At 42.2% G+C, this 17180-nt stretch carries 18 protein-coding genes and 1 tRNA gene; 6 read left to right on the top strand and 13 right to left on the bottom strand.

Translation table 11 applies throughout. The annotated features are described in order from the left end of the window. Positions 1 to 52: 52 nt before the first annotated feature. Together WCS89_03870 and WCS89_03865 are read left to right on the top strand one after the other, a co-directional pair. Entirely contained in the window at positions 53 to 229 is a 177-nt protein-coding gene (locus tag WCS89_03870; GenBank protein ID MFA6554616.1) for a hypothetical protein, read from the top strand. 152 nt (positions 230 to 381) lie between these two features. Then, the gene (locus WCS89_03865) at positions 382 to 2157 is read left to right on the top strand and encodes a CTP synthase (protein MFA6554615.1); all 1776 of its coding nucleotides are present in this window, start codon (positions 382 to 384) and stop codon (positions 2155 to 2157) included. Positions 2158 to 2211: 54 nt separating this feature from the next. Here the strand turns inward: WCS89_03865 and WCS89_03860 are convergent, their stop codons facing one another. Continuing rightward, on the bottom strand, positions 2212 to 2823 hold the full coding sequence (locus WCS89_03860) for a hypothetical protein (GenBank protein MFA6554614.1): 612 nt from the start codon (positions 2821 to 2823) through the stop codon (positions 2212 to 2214). Between the two features lie 234 nt (positions 2824 to 3057). On the opposite strand from WCS89_03860, the gene WCS89_03855 reads away from it, so the two are divergent. Both WCS89_03855 and WCS89_03850 read left to right on the top strand, forming a co-directional pair. Then, positions 3058 to 3128, top strand: a tRNA-Gln gene (locus tag WCS89_03855). Positions 3129 to 3788: 660 nt separating this feature from the next. After that, positions 3789 to 4007, top strand: coding sequence for a hypothetical protein (locus WCS89_03850; GenBank protein MFA6554613.1), 219 nt, complete (start codon positions 3789 to 3791; stop codon positions 4005 to 4007). A gap of 901 nt (positions 4008 to 4908) precedes the next feature. Here the strand turns inward: WCS89_03850 and WCS89_03845 are convergent. The 5 genes from WCS89_03845 to WCS89_03825 all read right to left on the bottom strand — a co-directional run bounded on the left by WCS89_03845 (position 4909) and on the right by WCS89_03825 (position 8909). Then, positions 4909 to 5079, bottom strand: a complete 171-nt coding sequence (locus WCS89_03845; protein ID MFA6554612.1) for a hypothetical protein — start codon at positions 5077 to 5079, stop codon at positions 4909 to 4911. Positions 5080 to 5515: 436 nt separating this feature from the next. Continuing rightward, positions 5516 to 6127: a hypothetical protein gene (locus WCS89_03840; GenBank protein MFA6554611.1), complete on the bottom strand. Its 612-nt coding sequence runs from the start codon at positions 6125 to 6127 to the stop codon at positions 5516 to 5518. Then, positions 6127 to 6465, bottom strand: coding sequence for an STAS-like domain-containing protein (locus tag WCS89_03835; GenBank protein ID MFA6554610.1), 339 nt, complete (start codon positions 6463 to 6465; stop codon positions 6127 to 6129). Before WCS89_03835 ends, WCS89_03840 begins: the two co-directional genes overlap by 1 nt. Then, positions 6455 to 7552: an STAS domain-containing protein gene (locus WCS89_03830; GenBank protein ID MFA6554609.1), complete on the bottom strand. Its 1098-nt coding sequence runs from the start codon at positions 7550 to 7552 to the stop codon at positions 6455 to 6457. Before WCS89_03830 ends, WCS89_03835 begins: the two co-directional genes overlap by 11 nt. A 100-nt stretch (positions 7553 to 7652) precedes the next feature. After that, positions 7653 to 8909: a recombinase family protein gene (locus WCS89_03825; protein MFA6554608.1), complete on the bottom strand. Its 1257-nt coding sequence runs from the start codon at positions 8907 to 8909 to the stop codon at positions 7653 to 7655. Between the two features lie 59 nt (positions 8910 to 8968). Between WCS89_03825 and WCS89_03820 the strand changes: the two genes are divergently transcribed. Both WCS89_03820 and WCS89_03815 read left to right on the top strand, forming a co-directional pair. Beyond that, complete coding sequence (locus tag WCS89_03820) at positions 8969 to 9214, top strand: hypothetical protein (GenBank protein ID MFA6554607.1); 246 nt, start codon at positions 8969 to 8971, stop codon at positions 9212 to 9214. Beyond that, positions 9205 to 9738: a hypothetical protein gene (locus WCS89_03815; protein ID MFA6554606.1), complete on the top strand. Its 534-nt coding sequence runs from the start codon at positions 9205 to 9207 to the stop codon at positions 9736 to 9738. Before WCS89_03820 ends, WCS89_03815 begins: the two co-directional genes overlap by 10 nt. A gap of 499 nt (positions 9739 to 10237) precedes the next feature. On the opposite strand, the gene WCS89_03810 is transcribed toward WCS89_03815, so the two are convergent. The 7 genes from WCS89_03810 to WCS89_03780 all read right to left on the bottom strand — a co-directional run bounded on the left by WCS89_03810 (position 10238) and on the right by WCS89_03780 (position 16839). Beyond that, positions 10238 to 10942 (bottom strand): tripartite tricarboxylate transporter TctB family protein, encoded by a 705-nt coding sequence (locus WCS89_03810; protein ID MFA6554605.1) that lies wholly within the window; start codon positions 10940 to 10942, stop codon positions 10238 to 10240. 70 nt (positions 10943 to 11012) lie between these two features. After that, positions 11013 to 13472 (bottom strand): hypothetical protein, encoded by a 2460-nt coding sequence (locus WCS89_03805; GenBank protein ID MFA6554604.1) that lies wholly within the window; start codon positions 13470 to 13472, stop codon positions 11013 to 11015. Positions 13473 to 13488: 16 nt separating this feature from the next. After that, complete coding sequence (locus WCS89_03800) at positions 13489 to 13944, bottom strand: hypothetical protein (GenBank protein ID MFA6554603.1); 456 nt, start codon at positions 13942 to 13944, stop codon at positions 13489 to 13491. Continuing rightward, positions 13941 to 14423 (bottom strand): GNAT family N-acetyltransferase, encoded by a 483-nt coding sequence (locus WCS89_03795; protein ID MFA6554602.1) that lies wholly within the window; start codon positions 14421 to 14423, stop codon positions 13941 to 13943. Before WCS89_03795 ends, WCS89_03800 begins: the two co-directional genes overlap by 4 nt. A gap of 1 nt (position 14424) precedes the next feature. Beyond that, entirely contained in the window at positions 14425 to 15237 is an 813-nt protein-coding gene (locus tag WCS89_03790; GenBank protein MFA6554601.1) for an ABC transporter permease, read from the bottom strand. Beyond that, complete coding sequence (locus WCS89_03785; protein MFA6554600.1) at positions 15234 to 15881, bottom strand: ATP-binding cassette domain-containing protein; 648 nt, start codon at positions 15879 to 15881, stop codon at positions 15234 to 15236. The genes WCS89_03790 and WCS89_03785 overlap by 4 nt, the downstream gene beginning before the upstream one ends. 10 nt (positions 15882 to 15891) lie before the next feature. Continuing rightward, complete coding sequence (locus WCS89_03780; GenBank protein ID MFA6554599.1) at positions 15892 to 16839, bottom strand: ABC transporter substrate-binding protein; 948 nt, start codon at positions 16837 to 16839, stop codon at positions 15892 to 15894. Between the last annotated feature and the right edge of the window lie 341 nt (positions 16840 to 17180).

Here is a 17180-nt window from a genome sequence, read left to right as displayed (position 1 = left end):
GAGAGAGCTGGTGTGTAGTCAATCGTTAATACAAAACGAAAGGCAGAACAGTATGGAAAAACAGTTAATGGGCGCTCATGCGCCACCTGGTAGTTCGATTACTACCATCACGTCAACCGCCGAAAATACCGCGCCGCCTGCGAACGTCTATACGGAAAAAGGAGGTGGTCTGATCATCTGTCCGATTTCCATGATGCAATCAACTGGCGCGCGGTACCTCGTCACCTAATTCCTCCGAACCCTGGAAAAAGGTAACGTTAATCTAAACCCCCCGAGGAATCCAGTTCCTCGGGGGTAATTTTATTTAATGATCCGTCAGTTGGCGGACGATCTAGTCAAAGTCAGCTTGCTTGATGGAAGGTTCTTTATTAGAATGTGTTAATGAAAAAGAAAAATCATCACAAGTATATTTTTGTAATTGGAGGAGTGATGTCGGGAGTGGGTAAGGGAATAGCGACTTCGTCCATCGGAATGCTTCTCTCTACCAAAGGTTTCGCAGTTAATCTAGTCAAAGTTGATCCTTACTTAAATGTCGACGCCGGTACTATGAACCCCACCGAACACGGTGAGGTTTTTGTTTTGAACTCAGGATTGGAAACAGATCAGGATATGGGTAACTACGAACGTTTCTTGGACCGTGATCTTACAGGAAGTGATTACATCACTAGTGGAATGGTTTATAAGCATGTTATAGAGAAGGAGCGAGCTCTCAAATTTGGTGGCAAATGCGTAGAAGCTGTTCCTCACATCCGTGATGAGATAGTCAGTCGTTTTGAGAATTCTGCCAAGGTAAATAAGTCAGATATTTCTATAATTGAAGTTGGCGGTACCGTCGGTGATTATCAGAACATTATGTTCATTGAAGCCGCTCGTGTACTCAAGATGCGTCATCCGAATGATGTTATTTTCATAATGGTTTCGTATTTACCTATCCCTGGAACTTTGGGTGAAATGAAAACTCGTCCGACTCAACATGCGGTCAACCATCTCGCTTCTTATGGCGTCACTACGGATATTGTCATTGCTCGCGCTTCTATACCTATAGACGATCGTCGTAAGGAGAAGATTGCTACTGCTTGTAATATTCCATCAAAGAGGGTTATTTCTGCGCCAGATATAAAGAGTATTTATGATGTTCCAATAAATTTTGAAAAGGATCATCTAGGTGAGATTATTTTGGAAACATTGAATCTACCAAAGGCTAAGCCAGATCATAAATTTGAAGCTTGGAAAAAGATGGCTAATGGTATTAAAAATAATGTTAAACATACGGTTGATATTGCTATTGTAGGAAAATATTTCAATACGGGCGATTTCATTCTTTCTGATTCGTACATTTCTGTTTTGGAAGCAATCAAATTCTCTGCTTATGCTGTGGGTGTGAAGCCGGTTATTCATACGGTTAATGCGAGAGACTTCGAGGAGTGCAAAGTGCAAAGTGCAAAGTGCAAAATGGAATCGCACGACAATAACGAGCCACAGATTTCGCCGTACAAACAATTGGACGGCATGGACGGGATTATCGTTCCAGGTGGATTTGGGGAGTCTGGTATTGAAGGAAAATTGAATGTTATCAAATATGCCCGAGAAAAAGGAATTCCATATTTTGGATTATGTTATGGAATGCAACTCATGACTATAGAATACGCTAGAAATGTCTTGGGTTTGAAAGGTGCTCATACTGCAGAGATAGATCCAAAGTCACCTCACTTGGTCATAGATATTATGCCAGATCAGAAAAAGAAAATTGCTGAAGGAAATTATGGTGGTTCAATGAGACTTGGTCAGTATCCAGCGCATTTGTTGAAGGGAAGTATTGCGGAAGAAGCCTATACAAGTGCAAAGTTTAAAATGCAAAGTGCAAAGTTGGATCACAAGGATAAAGAGAATGATGGGGTTATATATGAGAGACATAGGCATCGTTACGAGGTTAACCTTGAATACATAGAACAATTGGAAAAAGGTGGTTTGGTATTCTCTGGTAAATCTCCAAACGGTATTTTGATGGAAATAGCAGAATTACCTCGCAAGAAACATCCTTTCTTCCTCGGTACTCAGTTTCACCCAGAATTCTTGGCTAGACCACTTTCACCACATCCTTTGTTCACGGAGTTTATGAAGGCTTCGGCAAAGAGGAATAGGGTTAATAAGAAATAACCTCGGCATAGTAAAAAGCCCACCTTGAGGGGGTGAGCTTTCTTGATGTGGGGTTCAGATGAGACTTTCTGATTCTCTCGGACGCCATTTGAAGTAGATCTTCCAGCCGTTATCAACTTCGGTGTATCCGTCCTTGCGATGCAATTCTGGTCCAATCTTGCACAGGAATATGTGCCGGTGATATATCGCCCTAAGCCCTGCCCATTTTTCGGATTCTACAGGGCCTAGGCAATGGATGCGGAGTAATTCTGAAAGTTCATATTTCGTCGGATTTGCGAACCCAAGTTCTTCCGACAAACAACGTCTTGCAGATTGCTCCACCGTTTCAGTTTGCCTCATCGTTTCGGCAATACCTCTGAAATTTCGGACTACACGGCGACCATCTCTTTCGTTGATTTGCTGTTCCTCGAATAATTCGTAGTCACCAGACTTGTCGCTGAATAGGACCAAGACTACAGCGGCATATACATTGAGGGTGAGCTTTTCTTCTGGATCACCATCGCTCAATGTCACTTGGTCGTGGGTCATATAACGGATGAGGTCATCCAATGATCTCCAACCATTTCTGCCCCATAAGTTGTGATTTACTTTGTGAGATTCGAGAATTTTGACTAATTTGTCTTTGTCGAAGACATTTTGACTAGTAAGGACAACGCTTCTGTTCATAGCTTTGTTCCCCCCTTCTTATTGTTTTATACTCCTTTTTGAGGTATTCTGCAATGGTTGAATAGGGGATTAGTTATGCAATTTTGCGGGATCCTCCTTCGCTCGCTAATCGCGAGCTACGGAAGGACGAGTCGTCTAATGGGTCTCCTTCGCTCGTAACACACGAGCTTCGGAGGACCTCCTGATTGGGTATCACGATTAGGTGACTTCTATATAGTTCTTTGTTTTACAATTTGCGGGATCGTCTAATGGTAGGACACATCCCTCTGGAGGATGTTATCTTGGTTCGAGTCCAAGTCCCGCAGCCGTCTTAGATACGAAACAGTTCTTACACCATTTTGACTTTGTGGCAGAACCATATTTTCAGGTTCGATAGGCATGGTTTCCAGGTTTTCACCAGTGTTGGACTTTTCCAGGATGAAGAACGGTTCCTTGGCTTCAATTATAAGCATTTTGTCTTTCAAAGTTAGGTTCGATCCAAAAGTTGCAAGCATCTCTTTTTTGGTTTTTGTATTGCCTTTGGCAAACCGTTCCTGAGCGGTACATGCGAATTCAAAGATTTGCTCGGAGAGTTTTAGTTGTTGCTCGATACGCTGTCCGGCATCACGAAGCAATTCCTCTAAAGCAGCTTTTTCTTTGAGTAGCTTTGCGCGTCTGTTTCCATACTCCACGTCTGATAACTGGCTTCCATCGGCATTGTTATGCGAGGTCTTTAGACCAACCAAGCTGTCAATTTCCTGTATGCAATTTTGGTATGCCTTTTGTTGGGTTTCAATGATTACCTGGCGTGTTACTCCTTCTTGATCGAACAGTTCGTGCAGATATTGTATGCAGTAGGTTTTAATTTTCTTGGAAATATGGATACGCGTCAGGTATGCGTTGATCTGCTTCTCCAATTCAATTCCGCTCACAGATTTTTGCTTGCACGTCGGACGACCACTTTTTGTACAGTGGTAATATGTGTAATGAAGGAACTTCGGGTTGGTCATCTTCTCAATCGGCGTTTTACAGCGTGGGCAGTCATTGTGCTGGCGGTACGCAAACTTGTATTTGCAGTTCATACAGATGAGCTGGTGTTTTTCCTCGGCGGTTACCATCCGGTTGCATTCACCGCAACGGATAAGGCCGGTAAAGGCAAATTCATGTTGCGATTGTGGGCGTGGTGTTCCGTTGCGGCCAAGTAATACCTGTACTCGGTCATACTCGGCTTCGGTGATTAAGGGCTCGTGTTTTCCCTGATACCATTGACCACTGCCAAGGGGATATTCAAACCAACCGTAATAGAAGGGTTTAGTGAAAAACTGGTAAATGGCGCTACGGCATAGTGGTTTACCACCCATACGGCGCGTTGGCCTTGTGCGAAAACCCCATTCGTTGTTGGCAATCTCAAGAATCTTGGGAGGGGTGTAGAGGCCGGTTAGCATCAAATCCCACATGCGACGGATTAATGGAAAACGCTCCGGGTCCTTGATCAAGGTGTTTTCACCTGTCATTTTATTGGTATGGTTTAGGTAGCCTGCCGGGGCGACGCCTGGATACCAGCCGTTTTCAATCTTGGTTTTGAGTCCACGCTTTACGTTTTTGCTCAAATCATCCACATATTTTTGAGCCATGCCAAACTCAATGTACATCAAGATGACGTTATCATCCTCGCGAGCATAACTTTGCGCTGGGGTCATGACTTTAATGCCGTGCTGCTTTATGGCCCAAATAATGGAACCGCCATCCACGGGATTACGTGCCAGACGGTCAAGTTTCCAGCAGATGATTCCAGCAGCCTCCCCACGGTAAAGGCGCTGCATCATGGTATTGAACACCGGTCGCCCTGGGTCTTTGGCAGATTTTGACTCGGTCAATATTTCAGCTATGGGCAAATTCAACTTTGTCGCTAATTGTTCCAATTCACGGGTTTGGGATTCAATGGAAAGAACCTGCCGGTCTTCGGCTTCTGATGATTTACGGCAATAGATAAAGTAACCAGGCATGGTGATGTGGATTTAATGAAGGGAAGCGGCGTCCATGTGACGCACACTCATGCTAACGCACCAACGGAATACGTCAATATGCTCGCTGGCAAAGTGGACTTTAGTTTCCCGGTTCGTCAGGTAATGGCTGAGTAAGAATTCCAAAGAAACGCAGCAAACGCATAGCGATTTCCTGCACTTCATCGTCTGAAAGACGCTTGCCGAACTCCTCCTGGTAAATGACTCGAAACTCCTCAATAGCCTCGCGACTTAATTGTTGTGGTGTATTCATGTCACTACTTTACTGGTGCATGTGGGATGAACAAAGGGGGGAGAAATTGACGGGTCTGGCAAGGTTGATCAATAAAAAATACGTTCAAAAATGTGCGAATATTGACTCGATCTTGTGTTTTGATCGGTTTAGACTTCCCCCCTTGGCAAAATTCGTCAGTATATTTAATAATAAAGAGGTGCAAAAAAACCTACCTCTACCAATTAGCCCAATTGTTACGTCGATCTCGGAAACAGGATTCTGATGGTTGGTTACGACAGTTAATGCCATCTGACAGCCTATGACTGTTAGTTGCATCAAACGTTTATCTCAACGTAAAAAATCTAAACATCCCAAATGAAACATATAATTGTAGTTTCTGAAACGTAACAACCTAACTTCGCAGAAGCATGGAAAGCGAATTAGAAATTAAAATAAAACACCGGGCCAATAGTTTTCAGACTCTGTTAATACTGATTTTGGCTTTGAGGATGGACGTTTTCATTTCCTGAATCTTATTATCTAAAAGAGTTCGTTTTTCATCTGCCCATTGGATTATCCCATTACGCACCTCAGAACTACACTTGGTCCGTTTTGCGTGATTCGCTATCTTCTTCGTGATTGGAGTTTCTGTACTCAAGTGGCGTAAATCCGAAATCAGAGGTGCAAAATTAACTGCTGAAATTACAACTGGTGGATATTGCAGTTCTCTGAGGATGTCTGCGAGAGTATTAAATGCAATCGATAATCGTTTCAATGAAGCGGCAATTTCAGTAACTTTTCCGCCTTTCGTCTCTCTAAAACTTTCAAACATTTTGAGTTCATCTAATATCAATTCCAGATGACATAGTAGAATTTCCTTTTCCTTGTTATTCGATTGTGCCCGCCTTTGTAAATATGAAGCTAACAGCACCGCCACCAATAGTGTAACGACTGCCTTGATTACGTCACCAAACGAAAGTCTTGTATCAAACGTTAATAGTGTTGCGTGAGAAGCAATTATGCCGAATAAAAAGCCAATGAGGAATGCGATCGCAATTGATAGAATAATAATGGATCGGCCATTCATTAGTTCGCTCCTCTCTCCGCTTGTGCTTCCTGTAAGTACTCTCTGATCTCGACAAGAAGTGCAGGTTCATCTTTTGAAATAAATTCAATGACCGAGTCAATGGTGTCAAGAGTGAGCCCGTCTTCTCGGATTAACCCTCCGAATGACTCTTCTAAAAAGGACGTTCCGTAGCCCGAAGCGCCATCAAGATCTACGGTCAACTTGCACTTTTTAGAAATGGCCTCGCTTACTTTTGGGAATACTAAAGTTTTTCGAAATTCCTCGCCAGAGAATTGGCCTTCGCAAATCATCCGAGGCCCTGGTGCAGTGGTGAAGTCGGTTGCAACTTTAATTTTCATGTGGTAATGAGTCGTTTTGTGTGGTCAATTCCCAATAGACAAACGTTCCCTGAAATTCATTTTTTAAAATACGAAATTCCTTTTCACGAGAATTATAGTAAACATCATTTGTTATCATAGCGAAGTTAGAAATTTTATTGCGCTGAAAAGCTTCGTAAATACCTGGAAGCCCTTTACCGCGATAAGTTTTTCCTGTGGCGCTCCGATGTAGTTCGCCTTCAAATATTAGTTTAAGCACGTCGGCATTATTACCGTGCCGGACTCGATTGTAAAGAACGTCAAGAATACCAAAGAATTTGCTGTCATACCGTTTGTTCTTGAGGCTATAAAATACTCCAACGCCATAATCCACAAAGGAGAACTCGACCCGCTTATCACTTTGGTTATGCCTCACAGAAACCCACCAATGTTTCTCCTCTTCGCTTTCTAGTGATGCATGGTTATTTGTGTTCTGCATTAATTCGATCAATGTGCGTTGAACCCCTGGACAGCGTCGTTTCTCGCCCCAAACAACCTTGGATGCAGACTCGATGATTTTTTCACCAAGTTTAGAATCCACTTTCCGCATTGCATGTGTATGGATTGAACTTTTGCTCGTCAAATCATATGTATCTTGGTCGTCGAACTTGCTCTTTAGCAAATGACGAAAGAACCCGGATTCTTCAAGCGTCTTTCGCACGTGCATATCGTGTGGATAATCCCCGTTAAATTGAATTCGTTTGGATTTAAAGCGAACAACAACCGAGAGAAGTACAGTGATACCATCGTAGTCAATTTCCCGTACATGGCTAAGTGCCACAAAGACAGGTTTTTTTGTGTCAAAACAATCTTTTAACTGCGCGATAAATTTCGCGACTTCTTCGGGGCTACGAATAAGACTCAAAATCTCCGGAGCCTTAACCTTTGTAAATGGAATAGCGTTGTGCTGAAACTGGTGACGAAGTTTTAATGCGGGATCTGGCAACCCAAGTTCTTCCCTATTCTTTTGCCGACGGTAATGTTTGAAGCGGAGGCGTGCAGCAAGTGAGCGTTTGGCCCTTCTGCGAATATATCGCCGATGTCTTAGGCTTTGAGTGTATCTCTTCATGCGCGGCAGAACAAAATGCCAATTCCTGAAACTTTGTTAATGATAACATTCATGCTTCCAAAAGAAAAAACCGGCAACAGCCACCCCCGGGCGGTGACCATCACCTATCGTGCAGGGAACTGGCTTCATGGAGTACGTCATCTGCTGAAAGTTTGTTGACCTTGAGGAAATCCACTTCGGCTTCCAGTTTGGGTAGTTCGGCCATGAGCTGGTTTAGGCGTTCTTCGGCAGGTTTGTAGAAATCTCCAAAGCCTTTGGAGGTGATCTCACCATCAAGGTACAGGCGGTGGGTTTGTTTCATTTCATCCCGTACTTTTTGGATTTCTCGTTGATGGGTTTCCAACAATGAGGACTTCTCAACCAAGTTTTGGCTGGCCGTCTGCAAATGACCGGCAATCCGTTCCGGTTGACCAAAGAAGGTCTTCAATTCTTCACGGACAACGTTTTCCAAGTCCACGATGGGAATCTTGTTACAACATTTGCGGCAGAAGTATTTAGGGTTGTTGGCTGCGACATACATCTTGTGGCCACATGAACAATGTGCCAGACCACTGAAGAGATGTACCGGCGGTTTGCCAGGTTTTTTCCATGATTTTAACTGTTCTTCAATAATCTGATTTACCTGATTCCAAAGCTCTTCTGAAACAATGGGTTCACACTGGACTTTACCCCATTCGCTTTCCGGTTTGGGTTCACTGCGCCAGCTTCCGGTGTGGCGTATTGTGTTGAACGCATAAAAGCCTTTGGCGCTGGATTCATCCAGAATACGCCCAACTGAGGTGTCACGCCAGATGGCACCTTCACGGGTGCGGTATCCTGCGGTGTTCAATACCTGAGCGACCTGGCCTTTACGACGGAATTGTAGAAATAGTTCATAGGCTTTCCGGCGGATGGTGGCTTCCTCGGGTTGCAGAACTAATTTGTGTTCTTTCCATTGGTAACCGTAGGGGGCACTGCCATTGATGGATTTACCAAGCTTGGCACGAATCAAAACGGAAGCATTAACACGTTCGGTGATTTCCTCTCTTTCCCATTGGGCAAATACACCAAGTAGATGGAAGAACATCCGGCCACCGGCAGTACTCGTATCAATGGCTTCGCTTAATGAAATGAGGTCGGCTTGATGCTTGTTGAAAAAGTCTGAAAAATCCTCCAGTTCACGTCGGTTACGAGACAGGCGGGCGAGCTTGGAAAACAACAGGCCGGTGATGTGCTTGCTTTCAATATCCTTCATCTGCTGTGACAAGCCAGCGCGTTCAGCCACCAGATTCATAGAGAGGCCTTGTTTTTCCCGTTCCTGTCGCAAAATGTGAGCGACTTGAGAGCAAATCGCCTGTTTTGATTTATCAGTCGTCATTTTAGAAAAATAACGCTGTATGAACTTGACAAAGCATCTAACTATAGTTAGAGTACTGCATGACTTTTACTAAACGAATTGGTCCTGACCCGCACGCCAACGGAGCCCGAACAGTTGGTTGCTTCGGCTGTCCAGATATTTGGGAACTTGATAACGGAGATTTCGCCGTGATCGGTATCGACATCACGGCTGATGCCGTCCCACACTTGCCACCAACGGCTGGTTGTGGTCCGGATGAACGTGTTGTTCGCCTGCCACGCAACCTGTTGGTGAATGCCAAGCGAGATATCCCCGATTGCGTCTAGCCAATCGAAAGGCAAAAAAAGCAGTGCTGGAAACTGCTGGTGTGGTGACCATCGGAGCTTTGTTTGGACCAGGTGGGGTCCGCCAATGGGTTGCTGACAATTGGTTCAACCTCACAAGCACGATCGGTATCGTCGGCAGTTTGCTGTTCACGGCTTTCTCCTTACATTCGGAAACCAAAACCCGAAGGATTGCCAATCTCTTGGCTATCACCGCCAATTACCGTGATGTGTGGAAAGAATTCCTCAATCATCCGGAACTTGTGAGGGTCATTGATCCTAAGGCAGATGTATCACAACAGCCAGTCACACCGGCTGAGGAAACATTCGTAAACATGGTCATTTCACATACGAGCAGTGTCCATGAAGCACTTGAGGACGAATTACTTACCAAACAGGAAGGTTTGAAACGTGATGTGAAGGTGTTTTTCTCCCTTCCAATTCCAAAGGCAGTTTGGATCAAATCCAAACTGCTGCAAAATCAAGATTTTGCAGCATATATTGATTCTTCTTTGAAGCAACTTTAATGCTTCGACCTCAAAGCCTCGGCCATCATTTTATGGGCCAATTCTTCGCGTTGCCGTTGTTCCTCCAGGGTTAGTTTTGGTGCCGACCGTTTTACTTTGTAACCGTGATGAGTGCTTGCAGAATCCTTGGGGACAGTTGCTGGCAAGGTTTTTAAATGTGCAATGAACGAGTCAGGCTGGTAATACGCTACTCGTGCCGCCAGTTCCGCGCCAAGACTACCGGAGAACGGACGGCGCTTGATGGTAGATGCACAAAACCAGTCAATTCATCGCTGTTGAGCAACATTCCTGTTCGTCGTGTCTGTCGGCATAACACGTCCTCTATGTGTTCCTTGAACGGGTAATCATCATTTGTTAGTGGAATGAGTTCATTGCCGTTGAAGGGAGTGAAGGGCGGTTCAGGATATACCGGTTCGGAGAAAACTTGCCAACCGCGTCCACGCTGTTCCCAGACATGGAATTGGTCACTTAGTTGTTCGTCAAGCCGGGACATGAAGTGTTAGGATGGTTCCTTGGGCAATGATACGGTGGTCGGCTTGTAGAGTTCACCAAGAATGGGACTGTATTCATTGAACCTCACCAGTTTTATTCCTTTCGCACCTGTTGTTTCTTCAACTTTGGCTTTTACAACTGCATTTACGGTATCGCAATACATGAGTCGGGTGTCTTCACGATAGTAGGTTTCTTTACGAAACCAGTTTTCGTAAATTGGACCAAGGATGGGAGATTTGATGAGGGTGGCATCCAGATCCTGCAATCCGATTGCCACAGCATTGCGGAGACAGTATATCAGGAAAACAAGACCGCCGAACAATACGATCGTACCGAGAATGAACCCCAAGAATTTGAGTGCCAATGCCATAATCACCAAGCTGGCTATCAGCACCACTACCAGTTGCCAAAGCTGGATGACGGCGGGAATTTCAGCAAACCGACAACTGAAAAAATATGAGTTGCCAAACGGGGCAGCGCAAATATCGAACACCAACCTTTCGCGGGTCATGCGAAGGTATTCGCGCTTTTGTGACAACATACCGCCCTCGGCAAAATCTATATGGAAAACCTCCAATCCGGGAACCTGGCGTTCTTTTAACTCCTTCTCGATGGCATCGTAAAACTCTCTGGTGGAAGTGTTAAAGCTGGGGATAAGTGAATACCAATGGCTGATCACGTCCGCTTTTTTCTTTATAAAATAACGATACATATGTCTAACATCATAAATATTATGTTTACCGTTAATTCATCTTGATATTATTACGTTACTATATTGCCTTTCAAGATGTTTTTTCAAGCTGCACAAATTCTCTTCCATCATAAAATAAATAGACATTTCCATCAGATGATAAAACAACACAAAGGCACTTTTCCTTAGCAGTCATGCTTAACCCCCAAAGCGAATGTGTTTTTGTGCCTGAGTGGTTCAGGAACGAAAGTGCATCTACATAATTTTGTATTTTACCTTGAATTTGTAATTCTGGATCACCTTTTAATGCAGCAAAAAATGTTTTCAAACTATTAGTATTAGTGAAAAGGTTTGTTTCGTTTTTTGGCAGTGAGGTTTCAAGCACCTCTCCTTCGTCTAGCTTATTAAGATCCATGTGTAAATCAATCGGACGATAAATTGCTCCCAGTTTTAGTAAAGGAATAAATTGTTGTGCAGCTTGCACTTCCAATCCTGTATCGGTTAACCTTAACCAAAGTCCCCCGTCCAAATTAGCTAGTTCGGCAAAAAACTTAAGGTGTCTTTGTGGAATAGCCTTAGCTTTGACATAATCTTTAAGTTGTTCTTGGGAAAGAAAAGGAGGGGACAAGCGACTAAAGTGTTGAACAAGCGTTTTTGCCTGTAATTCAATTGGCAAACAATAGTCTCTGTTGTTTTGAAATTTTTGGTCGCTAATTGAGATAACAAAACATGTACCATGGGTTTCCCTTTGAAGTTGCTCTACAAGTTGATTAACCAGCAAACTAATTACTTCACGATAGGAATGTGGAAATACATTTGCGTGTGTTAATTTATTAATCGCAGCTATCCGCCGCACATCGCCCTGAGCCATATCAATAATCTCACCATTTTTAATACGAACAATCTGATTTTTAGAATGATCTAAGATATCAATAAAGCCATCCCCGTTAATTTTTCCGAACATTACTGTTTCTTCATGGGCGGATATGATTATCGGAGAAATTTGAGTCTCTTCAAATGACTTATTTTCAGCGCTTTCATATATTCCACAATACTCGCCAAGTTCATTAAACCAAAGACCACGATCTTGACGATTACCGAAAATGCTGTAAAAACCTTTAATATAGCTCACCAATCTAAGAACATACTCATCGAACGTTGTTGTCTCAAAAACGGAAGGTAATCTTTCCAGACGAGATGGAGGCGATTCATAGTTATAAAGATGAGATTGAGCATAGGCAAGCGAACCATAACCAAAGTTATAGGTAATTGGATGACCTTCGTGTTTCGCTTCGCGCATTAGTATTTCTACTATACATAACCAACGTTCGAGACCAGAAATGTAATATTCATATTCAATAGGCGCTTTAGTTGGATTTAATTTGATCGAAACTTCATGTTTTTGCAACTCTTGTAATACGCTTTTCACGAAATATGAAGGCTTTGCACTTTTTAAAGTTGGTAATTTAATGTGCGGAGATTTAGATATTGTTATAGCAAGTTCTCCGAGAGTTCGCTCAGCCAAATCCAGAAGGGTGTCAACATTTTTACTGTGTTTAGCTAAACCAAAGATAAAATATATGCTAGCATTACTACTAATACACAAGCGGGTATTTATTTCATAACGACGCATCCATAAACCGTTTTCATCGCAAAAGGCTGGTTGACTTAGAATGCTACTTTGAAGTGCTTGAATTACGTCAAGCGCGGCATGCCAAGTTTGAGGATCATTTTTGTTGATATTTTGCAATGCAGAAGGAACAGAACCTCCTACTGATTTCATTAAATATTCAAAAAGTTCGTTCCTAGCATTTTTATCATCAATAATCTTATCAACAAATTTATTCGCTACACGATTTAACTGAGGAATAAAATTCTCTTCATTAAGTTTATTCCATGCATGCTGAAAGATCTCTTCCTCGTTTGAGCGACCGTTTAAATTATTGGGAAATATTACAAACTTCTCGATAATATCTTTTAATTTACTGGCAAGTGCAATAGTATCTACAAAAAACGATTGTGAAAACCAATCACTATTATTGTGACTAACACAAGGGCAAGTTCGAAAAAAAAGACCTTTGTCTTGCCAAGGCAAAACGCGGCACTCGATTGAGTTTATTAGTGTCGCATTTGGACGAAACACCCTACGATAAAGACGATTCCAAACAATTGCATAAACTTCTGCTTTGGCGGAATCAAAATCCCTCGAAATTTTAACGCGACTCCATATTTTAGAAACGCGTCCTGCAATTGGATCCACGTTGTGAATTCCAATGGATTGTAGTTTTGCATTACGAAGAGTTTCGAAAAAATCATTAACGCGAGCGTTTGAAGTGATTGCCTGTTGTATTTCGGAATTTGCTATATTGTTTTGTTCTGCTGGATTTGAGAAATCAAAATGAGAAGGATTATTCATTTCGATCCCATAGCGAAATAATTTATGTACCCAATCAAACACCTGACGGCGACCTGTTTTCATCTCTGAACTTTTGGTACCAGGAGTAATAACAAAATTCCAATCTTCGGTGGTGGGATAACTCATTGTTGACATTTTTTGGAAAATGATTTTAGTTTAACTTAATGGCTACACGTCCAGCGTCAGAAATTCTTGCTCTTTTTACTGAGGGGGTAAGACAGCGAATCCTTTTAAGGTATAGCCTTTCGCAGATGTGGAGTGTGCCAAATCGAGTTCTGTGAGTGAAACTGCGTTTTAATATTGCTTTTGTGGGATCGTAATAAGTAATAACGGGGCGAGAACGTGTCTTTTTCAAGTAATGTCTCATTCTTGAATTAAGAATACAATGATAGTAATCCAAATTTCCCTCCCAAGAAACTTTAGCTACACCAACTATTGTGAGACCAGAAAAGGCTTGCGTAGAATATGAGCATTTTGTTTTTTGCTCATTATCTACCTTGGAAAATCTATTTGGACTACGTTTAACGATAATATCGTGTCCTGTCATTGATTCCACTACATCGCCTAGTAATGCGCCTTGTAAAAGTCTTTTTGCTGGAGAAATCATAAATTAATAGTATGTACAGAAGAATACCATTCCATTCCTATTACTTTTGAAAATGGTCTTTGTCCTGGATGTGCTAGAGATGTAATTACTTCAACTCTTCTCACTCTTGTTTTCATGAAATAATCAACAGCCGCTCTCCATAGAGCAGTTCCGACTCCATTTCTACGATTTTCAGTACGCACATATATTTCCTCAATCGAACCGATGGGAGTCGGGTTGCGCAAAACAGTACGAACAGACAAACTAATAAATCCTATAAGGTAGCCATCATTTTTCTCTGCAATAACAATATGGTTTTCTGTTAGACTAATTGCCTGCTTCACAACTGGTAAATAAATGGGTAAAAAGTCATGGAGGGTGTTCTGGTGGGAGCTGCCATACATTGTTTTCAGTAGGAACAGTAATTCGCAGACGGCATCTGAGTCCGTTTCAATTGCCTTACGGATAGTCCAATTTGTTTTATTATTATCGTGCATCATACTAACTCTGTTGCCAATTTATATTTACTTTCCAAAAAATCAAACGATTAACTATTAATCGTAAACCAAATGCCAGCAGGCAACCGAAAATTCCAAGTGCCATAACAAGAGCGTAGAGGTTTAGGTTATTAAATGTGCGTTCCGCATCTACAATCATGCTACCAAGACCATCACCCCCGATTAGCATTTCACCCATTACAGCCAAGATGAGAGAAATAGACAAAGCCGTTTGTCCGGAAGCCGCAATTTCGGGAAGAGCAGAGGGTAATAATACAATGAATAAAAGTCGCCATCCGCTCCACCCGTAAAAACGTGCCGCAATGTGAATGTCCTCACTGATATTTTGCATACTCGTTGTTGTAGCAATTAAAATAGGAAACAATGACCCAAAGACACAAAGAGCCACTTTCATCGAAGTTCCAATTCCAAGGAATAAAATCAAAATTGGCATAGCAGCGATGGCTGGGAGGTTGCGAAAAAACTCAACAGGGATATTTACCAAAACACCAATCAATTGAACGCGTCCCGCTAATAATCCCAAAACCGTCCCCAAAAGCATTGAAATTCCAAATCCAGCCAATGTGCGTGCGACGGTAACTCGGGCTGCGTTCCAAAAGTCTACTGATGCGACTATTTCACACAACCTCTCGGAGATTGATAAAAAAGAAGGAAAGGTTGTTGGGGATAGACTTGGTGCAATTAGATGATAAAGGTTGAAATAAGAGTTAACCTCCCAAATACTTATAAATACGATTACTCCAAAAACAGGAAGAAGTTTACGTAGGATTTTTTTTCCACTATAATTTACGGTCATGTTGTAAAAACTTGGGTGTCAGCCAATAATTGAAGTTGCAGTGGACGGAGAGTCTGGTTTTCAAGATGAATGATACGATGAGCCAAAGCCTTTGCCTCAAAATGGCGATGCGTAATCCAAAATACGCTGATCTTGTGTTCGCTTAGATACTCTCCTAGTCGGATTAGAAGTCTATTAGTGGAAGGTAAATCCAGATGGGAAAAAGGTTCATCAACCAAGATTAAATCAGGTTTCTGGCATAAAGCCCGAGCGAAAAGAACTCTCTGTAATTGTCCTCCAGAAAGCTCTGTCGGTCGTGATTCAAGAAGTGAATCAATCTCGAATAGCGAAACGACGGCTTCAAATAGAGACTCATGACCTGGGGCAATACCAAAGAGCAAATTACTTCTCACTCTTAGCCAAGGAAGCAAAGAAGCGTTAAAATTTTGCATTATTGGAATTGGGTGAATTGCCTTATTTTCCACTACGCCTGAGTTGGGTTGAAGTAATCCCAATGCAATCTTCATGATGGTTGATTTGCCTGTGCCGGAAGGCCCAACCATAAAAAGCCTCTCCCCTTTAGTCGTTAATGAAAACGAGCCATTCGTTATAATTTCGGATTGAGTGGTATAACCAAATGAAACATTTTTAAAACTCAGAATCATAGGTGATAGTTTAATTTCCTAGAAGTTTCTCTTCCTTTAGCCATGTTTTCATTTTCTCATACGCAATCTCGGGCACGTTTATAACATATTCGGGTTTACCAGACGATTTTAAGATATCAGGTGGAAGTTTTGTGACAGCCGATATAGCCTCATAAGTTTTATCTGTTGGATTGTTTAAATCACTTGTAGCTTTTGCAATAGCAAGATCATATTTTCTGATAACTTCAGGCGTTATTATTCGTGAGTTAGGCAATGCGTAGTAACCGGTTGAATAGAGTTCACCAAATGCGATTGCAAAGTGATCACCGAGATTCCGCAGACCGGAACCTTTTAAAGCAACCGAAAGAAAGGGTTCCGGCAAAGTTGCAGCATCAATTCTTTTAGCTCGAATGGCTGTTTCCATATCTTTGAAAGGAATTTCTACTAACGTGATATCATTTGCAGACAACCTAGCAGATTTTATTGCTTTCAATACGGCTAGGTCAACAATGTTGCGACGGCTATTTACAGCGATTGTTTTTCCTTTTAAGTCAGCAATCTTTTCAATTCCAGAATCAGTTAAAACAACCAACCCAGCTTCCGAATAATATTTATCCATTCGTGTCCCTCCGGACAAACGGTTCAAACGCGGTGATGTTTGTTCGTAAAACACAATGGTTGCCAAGTTTGCAAAGCCAATATCGATGGCCCCTGACGACAACGCTTGAATAATTGCTGGTCCGCTTGATAAAGGAACTAACTCGACATCAAGTTCGTTTTGAGAAAAATAATTTTGTTGTTTAGCTACGTAGATCTGAGAACAGTCCAAAATTGGAATGTAGCCAATCCTTACTTTTAACAATTGAGAAGGAGATGCTTTTTTTGAATTATTGATGGACATTATCAAAACAGGTAAAAGTAATAAAGTCCCTAACAATAAAAGCCACACGTATTTATTTGTGAAAATTGTCTTTTTCATATTAATTATGTTAGCAAGATATCGCCTTAGTGTAAAGGCCTAAGCTTTTGATAGGCTACGCGCTGTACTTCAAGAATTTCCAAGGTTTTTATATGGTTAAGCTCCCGATACCGGGAAGAATCGGATTGCATGCGCCACGCAGAACGGTTAGCCAAACAAAGGGCGGCCAAGCTACAAGCCGGACACTTATGGTCTTGCACGTGAGATAATGGGCAATAATACTCTTTGGGCAATCTGCTGAGGTTGCAGAGCGAGCTCCATTCTCTTGCCACGATTTAGCGTGTTGTAAAATCATTAGCTGATAATAGTTGCGTACATAGTCTTCTGAAGCTCAGGGATAT

Source organism: Candidatus Paceibacterota bacterium, from assembly GCA_041666915.1.
GTDB lineage: Bacteria > Patescibacteriota > Minisyncoccia > Phycocordibacterales > PALSA-1337 > C7867-002.
This window is presented reverse-complemented; position numbering and strand designations above follow the sequence as displayed.